This is a genomic window from Boseongicola aestuarii (assembly GCF_900184815.1).
Taxonomy (GTDB): domain Bacteria; phylum Pseudomonadota; class Alphaproteobacteria; order Rhodobacterales; family Rhodobacteraceae; genus Boseongicola; species Boseongicola aestuarii.
In genome coordinates this window covers 1-15,355 of record NZ_FXXQ01000028.1, presented here as the reverse complement: position 1 = coordinate 15,355, position 15,355 = coordinate 1, and the positions used below count along the sequence as shown (strand labels likewise).

At 56.4% G+C, this 15,355-nt stretch carries 14 protein-coding genes; 7 read left to right on the top strand and 7 right to left on the bottom strand.

What is annotated here, in order from left to right; translation table 11 throughout:
• Positions 1 to 5 precede the first annotated feature (5 nt).
• On the top strand, positions 6 to 152 hold the full coding sequence (locus BOA8489_RS21175; protein WP_503092255.1) for a DUF5765 domain-containing protein: 147 nt from the start codon (positions 6 to 8) through the stop codon (positions 150 to 152).
• Positions 153 to 359: 207 nt separating this feature from the next.
• Here the strand turns inward: BOA8489_RS21175 and BOA8489_RS19320 are convergent, their stop codons facing one another.
• The 7 genes from BOA8489_RS19320 to BOA8489_RS19290 all read right to left on the bottom strand — a co-directional run bounded on the left by BOA8489_RS19320 (position 360) and on the right by BOA8489_RS19290 (position 9,833).
• A complete protein-coding gene (locus BOA8489_RS19320) occupies positions 360 to 1,409 on the bottom strand; it encodes an ABC transporter ATP-binding protein (RefSeq protein ID WP_093975950.1) in 1,050 nt (349 codons plus the stop codon).
• On the bottom strand, positions 1,409 to 2,677 hold the full coding sequence (locus BOA8489_RS19315) for an MGH1-like glycoside hydrolase domain-containing protein (RefSeq protein WP_217897977.1): 1,269 nt from the start codon (positions 2,675 to 2,677) through the stop codon (positions 1,409 to 1,411). Before BOA8489_RS19315 ends, BOA8489_RS19320 begins: the two co-directional genes overlap by 1 nt.
• The gene (locus BOA8489_RS19310; protein WP_093975949.1) at positions 2,674 to 3,882 is read right to left on the bottom strand and encodes a carbohydrate ABC transporter permease; all 1,209 of its coding nucleotides are present in this window, start codon (positions 3,880 to 3,882) and stop codon (positions 2,674 to 2,676) included. Before BOA8489_RS19310 ends, BOA8489_RS19315 begins: the two co-directional genes overlap by 4 nt.
• Positions 3,879 to 5,120, bottom strand: a complete 1,242-nt coding sequence (locus tag BOA8489_RS19305; RefSeq protein WP_093975948.1) for a carbohydrate ABC transporter permease — start codon at positions 5,118 to 5,120, stop codon at positions 3,879 to 3,881. The genes BOA8489_RS19310 and BOA8489_RS19305 overlap by 4 nt, the downstream gene beginning before the upstream one ends.
• 81 nt (positions 5,121 to 5,201) lie before the next feature.
• Positions 5,202 to 6,554, bottom strand: coding sequence for an ABC transporter substrate-binding protein (locus tag BOA8489_RS19300; protein WP_093975951.1), 1,353 nt, complete (start codon positions 6,552 to 6,554; stop codon positions 5,202 to 5,204).
• Between the two features lie 21 nt (positions 6,555 to 6,575).
• Complete coding sequence (locus BOA8489_RS19295; RefSeq protein ID WP_245813990.1) at positions 6,576 to 7,691, bottom strand: LacI family DNA-binding transcriptional regulator; 1,116 nt, start codon at positions 7,689 to 7,691, stop codon at positions 6,576 to 6,578.
• 1,257 nt (positions 7,692 to 8,948) lie between these two features.
• The gene (locus BOA8489_RS19290; protein WP_093975946.1) at positions 8,949 to 9,833 is read right to left on the bottom strand and encodes an HAD-IIA family hydrolase; all 885 of its coding nucleotides are present in this window, start codon (positions 9,831 to 9,833) and stop codon (positions 8,949 to 8,951) included.
• A 230-nt stretch (positions 9,834 to 10,063) separates the two neighbouring features.
• Here BOA8489_RS19290 and BOA8489_RS19285 point away from each other — a divergent pair, with 230 nt between their 5' ends.
• The 6 genes from BOA8489_RS19285 to BOA8489_RS19260 all read left to right on the top strand — a co-directional run.
• Positions 10,064 to 10,843 (top strand): DeoR/GlpR family DNA-binding transcription regulator, encoded by a 780-nt coding sequence (locus BOA8489_RS19285; RefSeq protein ID WP_093975945.1) that lies wholly within the window; start codon positions 10,064 to 10,066, stop codon positions 10,841 to 10,843.
• Positions 10,840 to 11,859 carry an ABC transporter ATP-binding protein gene (locus BOA8489_RS19280; RefSeq protein WP_093975944.1) on the top strand — a complete coding sequence of 340 codons (1,020 nt, stop codon included), beginning with the start codon at positions 10,840 to 10,842 and terminating at the stop codon, positions 11,857 to 11,859. Before BOA8489_RS19285 ends, BOA8489_RS19280 begins: the two co-directional genes overlap by 4 nt.
• Positions 11,860 to 11,905: 46 nt before the next feature.
• Positions 11,906 to 13,174 (top strand): ABC transporter substrate-binding protein, encoded by a 1,269-nt coding sequence (locus BOA8489_RS19275; protein WP_093975943.1) that lies wholly within the window; start codon positions 11,906 to 11,908, stop codon positions 13,172 to 13,174.
• 62 nt (positions 13,175 to 13,236) lie between these two features.
• On the top strand, positions 13,237 to 14,130 hold the full coding sequence (locus BOA8489_RS19270; protein ID WP_093975942.1) for a carbohydrate ABC transporter permease: 894 nt from the start codon (positions 13,237 to 13,239) through the stop codon (positions 14,128 to 14,130).
• Positions 14,127 to 14,936 carry a carbohydrate ABC transporter permease gene (locus BOA8489_RS19265; RefSeq protein WP_093975941.1) on the top strand — a complete coding sequence of 270 codons (810 nt, stop codon included), beginning with the start codon at positions 14,127 to 14,129 and terminating at the stop codon, positions 14,934 to 14,936. Before BOA8489_RS19270 ends, BOA8489_RS19265 begins: the two co-directional genes overlap by 4 nt.
• On the top strand, positions 14,933 to 15,355 hold a 423-nt coding region (locus tag BOA8489_RS19260), incomplete at its 3' end, for a metallophosphoesterase (RefSeq protein WP_176440383.1). The genes BOA8489_RS19265 and BOA8489_RS19260, both read left to right, overlap by 4 nt.

The following is a 15,355-nucleotide window of genomic DNA, read 5'->3' as shown; positions in this document are numbered from 1 at the left end:
CGTCGCTGCTGACCGATGACCCAAATGAAATGCCGGCGATCTGGTGCCTTTTTTCAATTGGGATCGTGCTTGTAAGCCTCAGTCCGCAGATCCGAGGGAAGTTGCTTGGTTCTGCAAGGCGCGGCTTCCCGCAAAGCAGTCATTCGTTGTGAGGCGCATCAAGGTCCGCTTTGCGGGACGGAGCGGACATCCCTTACGCTAAGAGAAATTCGAACCCTTTGCCAAATCTGGCCATTCAATTCTAAATCGCTTTTGTCGGCGGAGCTGCGAAAGAGCAGAAGTTGCAAAATGAAAAGTCGGTACGACTACGCAATTGCGGGAGCAGCTACCATTCTCAAGAAATATGCGCTGTGGCAAGCTCAACGCACCGCAAGTCCTTCCTTGTCAAAGAAATGAAGTCTTTCTCTCGGGAAGACGAGGCCTACTCTTTCGCCTGACTTCAATTGCGTTTCGCCGGAAACACGCACGGTCATTTGCCCCATTGGTCCGCAATCCAGGATCACAAAGCAATCTGCCCCAAGGTATTCGACCACATCGATCGTTCCATCAAGCGCGCCTTCACCCGCCTCAGCTATCTCCACATGCTCAGGACGGATGCCCAGGTGCAGTGCGTCGCGATCTCCACGGTAGTCGCCGTCACGACCGCCTTCGAGGCTGTAGGAATGACCGCTTGTCCTGCAAGGGATGACATTCATTTTCGGAGAACCGATGAACTGTGCGACGAACAGATTGCCCGGTCGCTCATAAAGCTCTCGCGGTGTTCCCACCTGCGCGATCTTGCCGAAGTCCAGCACAACGATCTTGTCGGCGAGGGTCATGGCCTCAACCTGATCATGCGTGACATAGATCATCGTGGCACCTAGTGATTCGTGCAGTTTTGCGATTTCATAGCGCATCTCGACGCGCAAGGACGCATCGAGGTTCGACAAGGGTTCGTCAAACAGGAACGCCGTAGGATCGCGCACAATCGAGCGGCCTATCGCAACCCGCTGACGTTGGCCGCCAGACAGATCCTTCGGACGGCGGTCGAGGTAATCCTCCAGTTTCAGAACACTTGCGGCGTGGTCAACTTTCTCATTGATCTCGGACTTGGGTGCGCCTGCTGTCTTGAGAGAAAAACCCATGTTCTCGCGCACACTCATGTGCGGATAGAGCGCGTAACTTTGAAAAACCATCGACAGGCCGCGCTTGGCAGGAGGATCAGGGGTCACGTCGCGCCCATCGATGAGAATTGCCCCTCGCGAGGTTTCTTCAAGACCGCCGATCATACGAAGAAGGGTGGACTTGCCGCAACCCGATGGACCGACGAAAATAACGAATTCGCCATCTTCGATATCAAGATCGACCCCCTTGATGACCTGCACTTCTCCGTACCATTTTTCCACGGCCTTAAGCTTGATCGCGCCCATTACGAGGCTCCTTCTGAGCGTGTTGGCGAGGCCCAGCCAAGCCAGACGGCCGCGGTCCAGGTAAACGTACCACCGCCCGCAGCGTCACCGGTCATCGGGTCGAAATATTCCGCGAAGCCGTGTTCCCGGATGAGGTCTGCCGTTGTTTTGCGAAGCGCATCTGCGCGGTCAGTCAGTCCGCGCTCTTCAAGGCCGATGCCAATAAGCACGTTAATGATCGCCCAGGTCGGGCCCCGCCAATAACGCTTTGCATCGAACCGCTCCGAGCTTGGGTCGTGGCTAGGAACCGGATACTTGCAAAGGGAGGCGATCCGGTCGTATTGCGCCTCCATACCGGGATGGTCAATTCCGGCGTACCAGTTGAGAAATGAAGCGTTTGACACGCAGCCCGCCCACTGGCCCGAGCGAACATCGCGCGCATCGTAACTTGCAAGCTCCGGGTTCCAGAGTGTTTCGGCACCCACCACAAGCACTTCAATCGCGGCTTCGATGCTGCTGACGTCTTCTCCGAGCACCTGCCCGAGAATTGCCAGGTCCCGCTGCGCCCTAAGCAGTATGAACGTCATCGTGGGATCAGCGACACGGAACGGGTTTTGTTCCAGCATTGCCGCCTCGTCCCACCCCAGCCGACGGCCAAGCTGAACAAGCCAGATATATCGATCATAGTCATATTTCGTTGGCCGCATAGCAGGGTCCACGTGCGAGGTATCGCGGCGCTTGTACTCGCCGACCCCGGTCGGATCGATGCCGGCCATAGCGCCGTCCCAATCAGGCGTGTTGTCGCGTCCGGCTTCCCAGGGATGCGTTATGCAGACAGCCCCCCTGTCCAGACGCCAATCCATGAACCATTGATGCCAAGCGACCATTTTGGGAAACAGTCTTTTCAGGGCCGACAGGCTGCCTTCGGGGTCCATGTCGTAGATGCGCCGCGCGAAGCTGGCGGCGACGGGAGGCTGACTGATCCCTGACGATGCCACAGGACCGGTCGCTCCCCAAACGTCCGGTCCGGGGAAGTATCCCGGATCGGGGCGGTGAAACAGGATATGCGGAACCATGCCGTTGTCCCATTGTCCGGTAAACAGCGTCTCAATCTCGTCCCAGGCCCGTGTGACGTCGAAAGTGGCAAACCCCCAAGCCGCAAAGGCGCTGTCCCAGTTCCACTGGTATGGATAAAGGCCAGCGGTGGGCACGGTGTACCCTCCGCGATCGTTGCCGCGCAAAATCGAGCGCGCCTGTTCGTCCATATCTGGCATGTTATGGGTGGTCATCCTTTAACGCTCCCTGCAGTGAGGCCTTTGGTCATAAATTTCTCCAGCCCAAGAAACAGAACCATGACAGGTACGGTCGCGATTACGGCGCCTGCCATGAGGTGTTCTCGGGGGATTTCTGAGCTGTTCAGCATGGCGACGCCACGAGTCAGTGTGAATTTCGAGGGGTCATCCAGCAGCATGAAAGCAAGCAGGAACTCGTTCCATGCGATCATGAACACATACAAGCTGACAGATGCGAGAGCTGGCAGCGCAAGCGGTAGCGTGATTTTCCAAATCACTTGGAGGCGGTTCAGGCCGTCCATCAAACCTGCTTCTTCAACCTCTGCCGGAAGCCCCCGGAAGTAACCCTGCAGCATATATAGAGCCACTGGGATCGTTGTGACCGGATAGATCAAGATGATGCCGATGACTGTATTGCGCAGCCCGGTGACCGAGAAAGCAATATATATCGGCAGCGCCAACACGATCATAGGCACCATGTAGATAAGCAGGATTGATCGGGAAAAGGCTTTTTGTCCCCGAAACCTCAGGCGGGCCACAGCGTATGCACCCGGAATTGAAAAGGCCAGTGTGATAAACACGGTCAGGACAGAGACGTAAAAGCTCGTCCACATATAGGTACCGAAATTAAAATCTCGGAACAGTTCGTGATAGCTGCGGAATAACGCCCAGCCTTTGTCGATTTCCAGTGAGAAATCGAGAGGGTTTTGGAGAAGAGCTGACTGCGATTTCAGCGACGTCATCACCATCACGTAGAACGGGATAAGTACGATGGCGGTAAAGAAGATGTATCCGAACCCCGTCAGGAATCTGATCCATGCTTCTTCCATTTCGTGTCGGGTCAGTGGACCAAGCGGCACTTCATTCATGATCGCGTTCATCGACCAGCCCATCACAAGAGCAAGCCCGACAGCTGCTACTCCTTCGGAAACAGAATTGCTCTCCATGACTATTGGTCCGAAACCGACAAGAGTGAGAGCAAAGACCAAAACGGCGATGATGGCGATCTTGATCCGCTTCTCCTGTTCCAACGCGGCGAGTAATCCCGACACAGCGCCCAATATCAATGAGACGATCAGTGCAGGGCGAAAGGGATCGCCGGTGGCGAAAGACATGGTGATCGATACCGTCGTCGCCAGTATGAAGAGCCAGAGGGCGCCGATTATCGGCCCGGTGACATAGCCAAAGCGCAGGAAACTCATAGTCCTTCCTCCCGGCTTATAAATCGGAAGAAGAAAAAGCTGAATGCCAGCAGGCAGCCAAAGATGATGACGGCCACGGCCGCGCCTGCGCCGATATTTGAGATCGCAAAGGCCTGCTCGTAGACGTTTACCGTGAGAGTCCGTGTGCCCGCATTACCGCCTGTCAAAAGGAAGATGTCATCGAACTTGTTGAAGGTCCAGATGAAGCGCAGCAGGAACAGTACCGAAAGAATGCCAAGCAGCATCGGCAGGCTCAGATACCAGAACTTTTGGAAAGGCGATGCACCGTCCATGTCTGCAGCCTCATACATGTCGGTGTCGATGGACTGCATCCGCGCCAGAATAAACAAGAAGCTCAAGGGGAAGTAGCGCCAGATCTCGAAGACGGTCACCATGATCAGCGCCAGTGGGCGCTGGCCGAAGAAATTGATGGCCTCGTTTGTTACGCCCATTTGTAACAAAAGCGCGTTGGCCGAACCCGAGAATGGATCGAAGAGGTTCACCCAAGTAAAGGCAACCGCGATGACCGGAGCCACGTAAGGAAAAAGGTAAAGTCCACGCAGGATACCCTGACCGCGAAAGCTTTTGTTCAAGAGCAGTGCTGCGAAAAGTCCGAAAAGCAGCGCGCCGATAGTGCCGACAACCGTATAAAAGAGCGTCACCCACATCACCGTCCAGAATTCGTCGCCGTCAAAGACCCGCGCGAAGTTATCGAGCGTGAATTCCGAGTTCGTTAGAATTGAATCCGCTTCACCGCGCACTTCCGGTTCAGTACCCTCGGCGGCGTCTTCGGCAGCGTCTTGATCTACACCGTCGGCCAGCATGACGGGCACAGAGAGGCGTTCATTGTAACCCGGCTCCAACGTGCCAAGGTCGCAGGTGAATTCCCTGCCGTCCAGAACGCAGCCGGCGGGCAGATCACCCGTTACGATCAGGCCTTCCGGCCACGCATCGCGAATAGTTACATCGGTGATTTCGACGTCCTGACTTGAGTTTCGCAGACGGTATTCGATACGCATCTGATCACCGGAACCGCGCAGGCTCTCACGAAGCACGGGCGCTGGTGGGCGCAGGTCGGCAAGTCCGATGGGTTTGAAGCTGATCCAGAAGATCGAAAGCAGCGGTAGGATCACTACCAGTGAGACAATGGTGATCGTCGGCAATAATAGGGACCACGCAAGGCGGGCTTCACGCTTTGCCAGCGGGCCCTGCCCCTTTGGGGGAATTGCAACGCTCATCGCGTCCTCCGGTCAGCAGAAATGTCAGAAGAATCTGCCCGCCCCGGCAAGTGCGCCGGGACAGGCATCGGGAGATACTCCTTACTCGATCGCGCCGAGCTGCTCGTTCATTGCAGCCACGGCTGCCGCAGCATCGATTTCACCGTCGATATATTGACGCACGACGCGGTTGATGACCTGGCTGTTGATCATCTTGGATGCGAGACCCAACTGACCTTCTGCCACGCCCCAACGTTGGGCAACGTCCAGACCACCAACGATCTCGTCGATCATGGACTGCGCATAGAGTTCGCCGAGGGGGGCTTTGCGGTCCACGCCAACTGGCAGCATAGCCCAGGCCTCTGAGAACTTCGCAGGCTCGTCCGCAGTACCACGACGCACGGGGAACTTGCCTTCAGGTGCAATAGACAGCGTCTGAGTATAGCCCTCGTCCATCGAGAACTTCACGAAATCCATTGCAAGATCAGTGTCGGCATCATTGGTGATCCCGAAATAACGCACGTCGCCCCACGCAGCCCCGTCCGGGTTCGATGGACCAGAGAAATTGGTGACAATACCGGTCTTCGAGGCCAGCTCGGACGAGGTTGGGTCATCGTTGATCGTTGGTGGAGCGCTGTCCCGCAGACCTGCGAGTTCATCAAGGATGAATGGCGACCAGATAATCATGGCCGCTTGTCCCGCGAAATAGAGCTCGCGCGATTGCTGCCAGAAAAGCTCGCCCGGAGGAGAGGCTTCTGCGATTGCCTTATAGAACTCAAGCACTTCTGTGGTCGCTGCCAGATCGAGATCAGCCGCGCCATTCACGTCCACCGGTGACACACCGTTGGCGAGAAACACATGCTCGAGAACCTGAGACATGAAGTTCTCGTCCACTTTCGTTGCGGCGACGAAGCCATACATCTCTGGTGGATTGTGAAGAGCTTCAAGGGCTGCAATGACGTTTGCGTACGAGGTCGGCGGCTCGAGGCCCGCCTCCGCGAACTTGTCAGCGCGGTAGACTATCATCTGCGTCCAGCCGTCCACCGGCACGGACGCGACGCCGCCATCCACGGCAGCCATTGCAAGCGGACCGGGTGCAAAAGTGCCTTCGCCAAGTCCTTCGACGACCTCGGTCGCCGCATCCGTGTCGAGAATGCCAGCTTCAGCCCAAGGGAGCGCATATTGAAGTGGGTGGTAGATCACATCTGGCAAGTCACCTGCGGCAAATGCCGCGGTGGCGCGGGTGCCAAGATCGGACTCCGTGACTGGAATTACTTCGACGGCAGTTCCCGTCGCAGCCTCGAACTGTGCCGCCATTTCCTGCTGTTTGGCCAGCCGTTCAGGCTGCTCTTCGGTCGTCCAGAAGCGGATCGTGTCCGCGCTTACCATGTTGGCTGACATGGCAAGCGCTAACGCCGCGCTGGCGAGAAGTTTGGTTTTGGTCTGAAATATCATATTGGTTCCTCCCATTGGACATCAGATTCTTGATTGGCTTTTAAGACGCGACGCCAATTCGGCGGACGTCAGGCGAGGGGGCCCATCCGACCCCCGCTCAACGAGTGTGGCCGGAGCCAACTCGCGAAGTTCTTCCGGCGCCGTACCCCGGATGCGTTTGATTAGCAGGCTCGCAAGGCGCTCGCCTGCATGACGACTGTTCACCGCAAATGTCGTCAGGCCCGGATCGGCATAGGCGCCTTCGGGCACGCCATCATAAGCGATCACTGAAACATGCTCTCCAATCCGCAAGCCGCGAGTCTGCGCCGCCCGGTAGGCCCCAAGCGCGGCGCGGTCGACTGCAAAGGTTATCGCGGTTGGTGGTTCAGGAAGAGCTAACAAGGCGCTTGTCGACGCGTCACCGCTTCGCTGCGTTAACGAAGGCGCGCCGATCAGGTCGGGATCAAATGGAATGCCAGCGGCCTGCAAACCCTCGCGATACCCTTGGGTCCGCAGCTTAGTATACGTGTATTCGATCCCTCCGGGAACATGTGCAATGCGGGTATGGCCAAGACTTGCAAGCCGAGTCGTCGCAGCTCTCATCGCATCTTCGCCCTTAATGTCGTACCAAGCACACCCGGTAGGATCTTCTGTTCGGCCAAACATGATGAACGGCACGTTTCGAGCGCGCAAAGCCGCCACGCGTTCGTCCTGAAGCATCGTGCGCGGAAGAATAAACCCGTCCGCCTTGTGCTCTTCGACAAGCCGCAAAAGAGTCTCGCGTACGCCTGTGGCGGTTTCGGCTGTGGCGATAGTGACCGTCCAGTTTTCCGCGCTGGCGGCCTGTGTGACACCCGCGATGAAATTGGCGAGGAACGGCCGCGCACTGTCTTCACTGTCTATCTGCAATACGAGGCCAAGCGAGCGCACTCGGCCTGTTCGGATAGCCTGCGCATGTGCAAGTGGTCGATAGCCAAGCCGCTCGGCCGCTCGGCTTATCCGCAATCGGGTCGCCTCGGCAATGTCCGGATAGCCGTTAAGCGCGCGACTGACAGTGCTTTTGGTTACTCCGAGGTCATTCGCAACGTCCGCAATAGTCACCCGAGAACGGTTTGCCACTGGCCTAAATTCGCTCTTGGTTGCGCTGACATTCTGCACGATTTGTCCTCCCCTATAATCAATTCGAACTTCCGAAACCGGTTTCGGCAAGGGTTTTTTGCGAAACACGCCCTTGTCGCGCCGGGGGAGCCTAGTTCTTCTAGGGTTTTCTGATGCTTTGAGCGGGACAGACGGAGGGTGGTTCTTGGCGTATGAGCTACCGGATTGGTTCAGCGTGGCCGCTAATCTGAAATCGATTCGGGAAGTCAGCTGACAAGGTCTCATCGCACAATTGACTGCCAACAATATCTTGGTCTTGGTTCTTCTTTCAAAGATTCAAGCCTTTGAGACAGGAACCTAACTGCTGCGAAGGAGACCATCTGTCTCACCAGTTCATAGAATGACCTTAAGCTTTTCGGTTCAAGTCCGTGGCCATGACTCACACCTCTGATCAAGCCACTCCCGAATCTTTGAGCAAGGCGGGATCAAGATAATGCGCGCACTGGCAACGCACTCTATCGCCGGCTGAAAGAGCATTGCGGCTGACCCTTACGAGCGGATATTACTTTGCGATCGCTCAACCAAGCGATGTGCTTAGCTTTTCGCATTCGAGTTCCAGCATGTAATCGTGGGATGTGCATAAGAGCTGCGCCACACGCCTATCAGTGGGCTACAAGATTAGCTCAGGTGGCTTCCAGTCTAATCTCCCACTCATAGCTAAGACGGCTACTAGAACCCGGTGGACTTCAAGAAATTGGCAGTCGAACGGCCGAAAAAAAAGCCGTCAGCTTTGGGCTCAGTGATGCCATTCGCTGCAGTCCGTTCGGATGTCTGCTTTGGGCTCAGAGCTGCCATTCGCTGCTGTTAGAACCAATGACTGCTGTGCGGGACAAAGCGGCCGTTCGCAGAGATTGCATGAACGTTTGTTTAGTGAAGCGCCTTGTGTAGCTATGAATGGCGAACGCGCTCCATGGTGAGCTTCGCTTATTCAACGATTCCGCCCACAATATCGCGAGCGGGCGGAACTTCTTTGACCATCGATACGCCTTGTCCAGCCCACATTGAGACAGCCTCGACATCTACTGGTACCGCAAAACGTCGTAGAAGCACTCGGACCTTAGTCTGGTGAATCTATGCTTTTTGAATACAGCGCTATTGGATGGTGATGTCGTCTCTAAAAGCCATCGCGTTCGTTTTGGTAAGAATGTTCAATGTAAACATGGCGGCGCTTCTGTGCCGAAATTCGAGCATGGGCAACCAAATGCGCCACCGCCAGCCGCAGATGGACTCCCACAAAATCTTCATGTCCGAAGACATTTAGATTCTGCTGAGCCGCCAATCGGCAAAAAGCCGCGCCTGTTTCGAGAACGGCTGCGTGTCGTGGCCCGCGAACAGGCCGTCCTGAGTGACAAGCACGGTCTGCCAGCCGCGGGCGACGGCACCGAGGATATCGGTGTGAAGCGTATCACCGCACATCGCGATGCGGTCCGGCCTCAGAGACGGTAGCGACGCCTCGATCAGCTCATAGACCTCTGGGAACGGCTTTCCAAAAAACTGGACACGGTCGGGGAACAGATCGGCAATCTGATGGCCAAAATGTCCGGGCTCGACAGAGAATCCGTCGTCGCGGGGGGCGGCCAGATCGGCGTTTCCAATCAGCAGATTGCGCGGACGTCGCTGCATGGACGACATTAGCAGGTTTTGCCGTGCGGTCGTCCAGTCTGCTGTCGATAGAAACAGGAACTGGTCAACCTCGTCGTAAACGTCGGAATTGTCTTTCAGGCGCGTCACCTGCACAGGCAGATCGGTCAATGGATCGGTGTCCGCCGCAATAACGCCCCAACGCCCCGAGCCCAGATGTTGAAGGGCTGCTTCGCGACTGGTGATGATTTCTTCATCCTTCATTCGCAAGCCGAGGCGCTTGAACTTCGCGATGGCGCCGCTGCGGTCGTAGCTGGCAGCATTTGTCAAAATACGAATCTCGCAGCCACGTTCGCGCAATTGGTCCAGCCGTGTGTCCGCACCGGGGATCATCGTTTCGCCAACGTTCAACACGCCGAAAGCGTCGAAGACGAAGGCATCAACTTGATCGGCGATGTCCATTAGGGACTGGATTACAAGCGATCCGTCCCGTGGCATGACATGCGGAAACCGCGCACGGACTTCCTGATAGCGATCAAAAATCGATTGTGTTGTTAGCATGAGTTCCCGCTTCGGATTCTGATCGGTCCTTGGGGTACCTTAGTGAAAAACAACAAAAGAAAAAGTAAAAACAACAAAGCAACACAAAATCCGAGGAGCGATTGTTCATGTTGTCCCAAATTTATAAGGCATTTGGATGATCTCAAAAAAAATCTGCGGATTACGGATCGAAAAAAATGTTGTTTTGTTGTTATTCGCCTACTAGCATTACAGACGACTCGGGGGGTTTGATGTCATCAAAAAAGCAGCGACGACGTGAAGCGATCTCCGCTCTGGTGTTGGAGCAAGGTGCGGTGACTGTGGGGTCTCTGGCTGAGCGCTTCGATGTGTCAATGCAAACGATCCGCCGCGATGTGGACGCGCTGTGCGAGGGCGACATGCTGCACCGCGTTCATGGTCGCATCGAGTTGAGCGAAGAATTTCTGAACACACCATTTGATCAACGTGCGGGCACGAATCTGATGGGCAAACGCGCCATCGGCGAGGCGGCTGCAGAGCTGATCCCTGACGGCGCCACCCTGTTCATTTCCATTGGCTCGACCCCTCTCAGCGTGGCGCAGGCGTTGCGGCGCCGTAAAGGACTGACCGTGATCACCAACAACCTGAGTGTCGCGATGGCGCTGAGCGAGGAAGTGTCGAACCGGATCATGCTACCCGGCGGCGAGGTGCGTTTGCCGGACCGTGATATCTTGGGCAACGACGTTCTGGACTACTTCGGGCGCTTCAGGGCCGATTTCGCGGTGTTCGGAGCCGCGGGAATTGCAGAAGACGGCGGGTTGCTGGAATTTCATACGACTGAAGTGCGTGTGACGCAAAAGATCTGCGAGAACGCGCGACAGTCCTTTCTGGTCATTGATGGGTCTAAATTCGGGCGTCAGGCCCCCGCGTTGGGCGGCAATATTGCCGACATTGACCAGGTCATCGTCGACCGACGGCCGGGCGATCGTTTCGCGCCGCTGCTCACTAACATCAAAGATCGACTGCTTGTGGCTGAAGGACAACCAAGATGACAACATCACCGTTTGTGAAACTCGACGGCGTGGCAAAGCGTTGGAACGGCCAGTTGGGCGTCGAAGGCATCACGCTGGATATCCCCGAGGGCAGCTTTACCGCGCTCTTGGGGCCGTCGGGGTGCGGGAAATCCACGACACTGCGGCTGTTGGCGGGGTTGGAGTTGCCGGACGAAGGTAAGATCCTGATCGACACTAAGGACGTGACGACAAGCGCAGCATCGGACCGGAACCTGTCGATGGTGTTCCAGTCCTACGCGCTTTTCCCGCATTTGTCCGTGGCCGAAAACGTCGTTTTCGGGCTGAAGGTCCGTCGTGTCCCGAAGAAAGAGCGGCTCGAAAAGTTGCATCGTGCGCTCGAGATCACCGGACTGTTGGGTCTTGAGGATCGAAAACCCGGAGAGTTGTCCGGCGGCCAGCGTCAGCGCGTTGCCTTAGCCCGCGCCATCGTGGCGGGGCAGCGGCTGTGCCTGATGGATGAACCGCTGTCAAACCTCGATGCAAAATTGCGCAACGCCGTGCGCAAGGACATCAAGAAACTGCAACGCGAGTTAGGCATAACGGTCGTCTACGTCACCCACGACCAGACAGAAGCGATGAGCATGGCCGACACGGTTGTGTTGATGAAGGACGGGCATATCCAACAAGTCGGGTCGCCCGAGGACCTTTACAGCAGACCCAACAACACCTTCGTTGCCGAGTTTGTTGGCGCGCCACCGATGGCGCTGTTCCAGTCGTCTGTTTTGGAAGGGTTCGGCGAGGACAAGACCATCGGGATAAGAGCCGAAAACATTCAGATCGTGCCGAGAGGCGAAGGACGGATGCGCTGCACCGTCAACGAAAGCGAATTTTTGGGGGCCGAGACGCTAATCGGGTTGGACCATGCGGGTGCAGAGGGGCTTTGCGTTCTCAAACCTGGTCTCTCGCTGATGGCAGAAGGAAACGAGATCGACATCATGTTTAGCGACGAAAATCTGCACGTCTTTGACGCTGTGGGCCAAAGGATGGTGGGGTGAAACCACCTGCCGAAACGATAACGAACCAAAACTAAGGGAGAGAGACATGAAACTATTTTCAACAACGGGAATTGGGCTGGCCACTGCGATGGCAGTTGGTCTGACAGCTCCGGCAAATGCCGAAACCGAACTGACAATGTATTACCCGATTGCCGTAGGGGGCGCATTGACCGAAGTGGTCGACGGAATTGTCGCCAATTTCGAGGCTGCCAACCCAGACATCAAAGTGAACGCGATCTATTCGGGCAACTACGATGACACGCGTGTGCGTGCCTTGTCCGCACTTGCATCCGGTGAACCTGCACAGCTGGCGGTGATGTTTTCCATCGACGCCTACGATCTGATTGAACAGGACTTGATCCTTCCGTTCGAAGAAGTCGCAACATCCGACGCCGACAAAGAATGGCTTGGCAGCTTCTATCCTGCTCTGATGGCCAACGGCCTTATCGAAGGCCAAACATGGGGCATCCCGTTCCAGCGTTCAACGATCGTGGCCTATTACAACAAGGACATGTTCCGCGCCGCCGGTCTTGATCCAGAAGCCCCGCCCACAACATGGGACGAGATGATCGAGATGGGCAAGGCGCTCACCACCGACGATACATACGGTCTGATGATCCCGTCGACTGGCTACCCATATTGGATGTTTCAGGCCCTTGCGATCCAGAACGGCAAAGAGGTGATGTCAGGTGATGGTCTAACCACATACTTCGATGAACCGACTGTTGTTGAAACACTGGAGTTCTGGAAATCGCTGTCGACAGAACATGGCATCATGCCGACGGGCACCGTTGAATGGGGGACATTGCGTCAGGCGTTCCTAGAAGGTCAGACCGCGATGATGTGGCATTCGACCGGCAACCTGACGGCGGTAAAGAATGGGGCCAGCTTCGACTTCGGTGTGGCCGAGCTTCCAGGCAATGTGCGTCTTGGCTCACCTACCGGTGGCGGTAACTTCTACCTGTTCAAGGACACGACGGAAGAAGAACGTGCTGCCGCGCTGAAGCTGATGCAGTTCATGACATCCCCTGAACAAGCGGCCGAATGGTCCATAGGCACAGGCTATATGGGCGTGTCGCCCGCAGCCTACGAGACCGAGGCGCTTAAGGCTTACACGGCTGAATTTCCGCCCGCCCTTGTGGCGCGCAACCAGCTGGAAAACGCAGTTGCTGAATTCTCGACCTTCGAGACAGCCCGTGTGCGCGATGGTCTGAACAATGCGATCCAATCCGCATTGACCGGTGCCAAAGAACCGGCCGAGGCGCTCGCCGAGGCGCAAGCCGCCGCAGTGCGCCTTCTGAGCGACTACCAGTAACCCTCGGGGCCGGCGCACTTGTGTGTGCCGGCCCTACCGTTCCCACGCACCGGAGACGCTCAATGTCAGCCCACGCCAACCTTGAACGCCGCAGACAGGCCATTTATGGCTGGCTTTTGCTGTCACCAGCGGCAATTCTGCTGACGCTGTTTGCGTTTTATCCTTCGGTCGCGACGCTATGGTCGAGCTTGTTTTCTCGCGGCACCCGCCGCAACCCCACCGAATTCGTCGGAACAGAAAACTATGCCGAACTGTTCGCCGATCCGACGTTCTGGATCGTGGTCAAGAATAACCTGCTTTATGCAGGCGTCACGATCCCCGTGTCGATCTTCATCGCGCTGTCGATGGCACTTTGGGCGAATGGCAAGATCCGCGCACGCGGGTTCGTGCGCACAGCCTATTTCACGCCGACCGTACTGCCGATGATCGCCGCCGCGAACCTGTGGCTGTTCTTCTACACTCCCGGCTTAGGAGTATTGGACCAGATCGGCAGCCTGTTCGGCCTGCCGTCCGTAAATTGGCTGGGCCAACCGGAAACAGCACTTTGGGCCATTATCATCGTGACGATCTGGAAAGAAGCGGGGTTTTTCATGATCTTCTACCTCGCCGCGTTGCAGACGATCCCAGAGGACCTGAAGGAAGCCGCCGACATCGAGGGTGCCAGCCGCTGGACCTATACCCGCCGCATCGTGTTGCCGTTGTTGATGCCGACGACGCTGTTCATCGCCGTGAACGCGATGATCAATTCGGTCAAGCTGATCGACCATTTGTTTATCCTGACCAAGGGCGGGCCGTCTGATGCGTCCAAGTTGATCCTGTATTACATCTATGAGATGGCATTTGCCTTCTTTGACGCTCCAAGTGCGGCGGCCATGACGATGATGGTAATCGCGGTATTGGGGATCGTAGCGGCCGTGCAGTTCCTCTACCTCGACAAAAGGACGCATTACCAATGAAGAGCCTGACCAAATTCATGGACAGCTTCGGCGCGATCCTTTTGGCGATCATCTGGATTTCGCCCCTGCTGTTCGCCTTTTGGGCCGCGACGCATTCAACGTCGGATGCCGTCAACCTGAACTTGTTCTCGCCTTGGACGCTAGAGAATTTCCGCGTCGCTTGGGCCGGTGCCCCATGGCTAAAGTATTTCATCAACACCTTCATGTTGGTGACGGTGATCCTGATCGGGCAGTTCGTACTAACGACCTTGGCAGGCTTTGCGTTTGCGCAGTTGCAATTCCCCGGCAAGGACTACGTGTTCATTCTGGTGCTGATGCAGCTGTTCATATTGCCCGAAGTCCTGATCGTGGAAAACTACGCCATGATCTCTAGGCTTGGGTTGTTCGATACGATCCTTGGAGTCGGTATGCCCTATATGGCCAGCGCATTCGGCATTTTCCTGATGCGGCAGGCGTTTAAGGGTGTCCCGATTGAATTGCACGAGGCCGCGCGGATCGAAGGCTGTGGTTTGCTGGGCATCTTGTGGCGGGTCTATGTGCCGCTGGCAAAGCCCACATACCTTGCCTATGCACTGGTGTCTGTGTCGACCCACTGGAACAACTTCCTTTGGCCGCTGATCGTCACCAACTCGCCCGAGACACGGCCCCTCACGGTGGGTCTATCGATCTTTGGGGCGCCCGAAAACGGTGTTGATATCAGCATCATTTCCGCCGCGACGCTGATGTCCGTCGCGCCCTTGCTGATCGCCTTCCTGATCTTTCAGCGCCAATTCGTGCAAGCCTTCCTGCGCGCAGGGATCAAGTGACGACGATCCTGCAAATCTCCGACACGCATATCGTCTCGGAGGGAGCGTTGGTGTCGGGACGGCTTGATACGTCTGACGCTTTGGCGCGGCTGGTGGCACGGATCACCGGCATCCGCGACCAGATCGGGCCGATTGACGCACTATTGGTCAGTGGTGATTTAAGCGATGACGGCAGCGCCGAAAGCTATGAACGGTTCAAATCGCTTATCGCACCATTGGGGTTGCCGACCTTTGTCATCACCGGCAACCACGACGCACGAGACCCAATGCGGGCCGCATTTGCCAAGGACCTTCCGGCCAACGGCCCTTTGAACTGGGCTCGACCTGTCGGTGATATCTATATGATCGGGCTTGATACGCTTGCCGAAGGACAGGGAGCGGGAAAACTATCGTCCGACAGTCTGTCTTTCCTGCAAAAC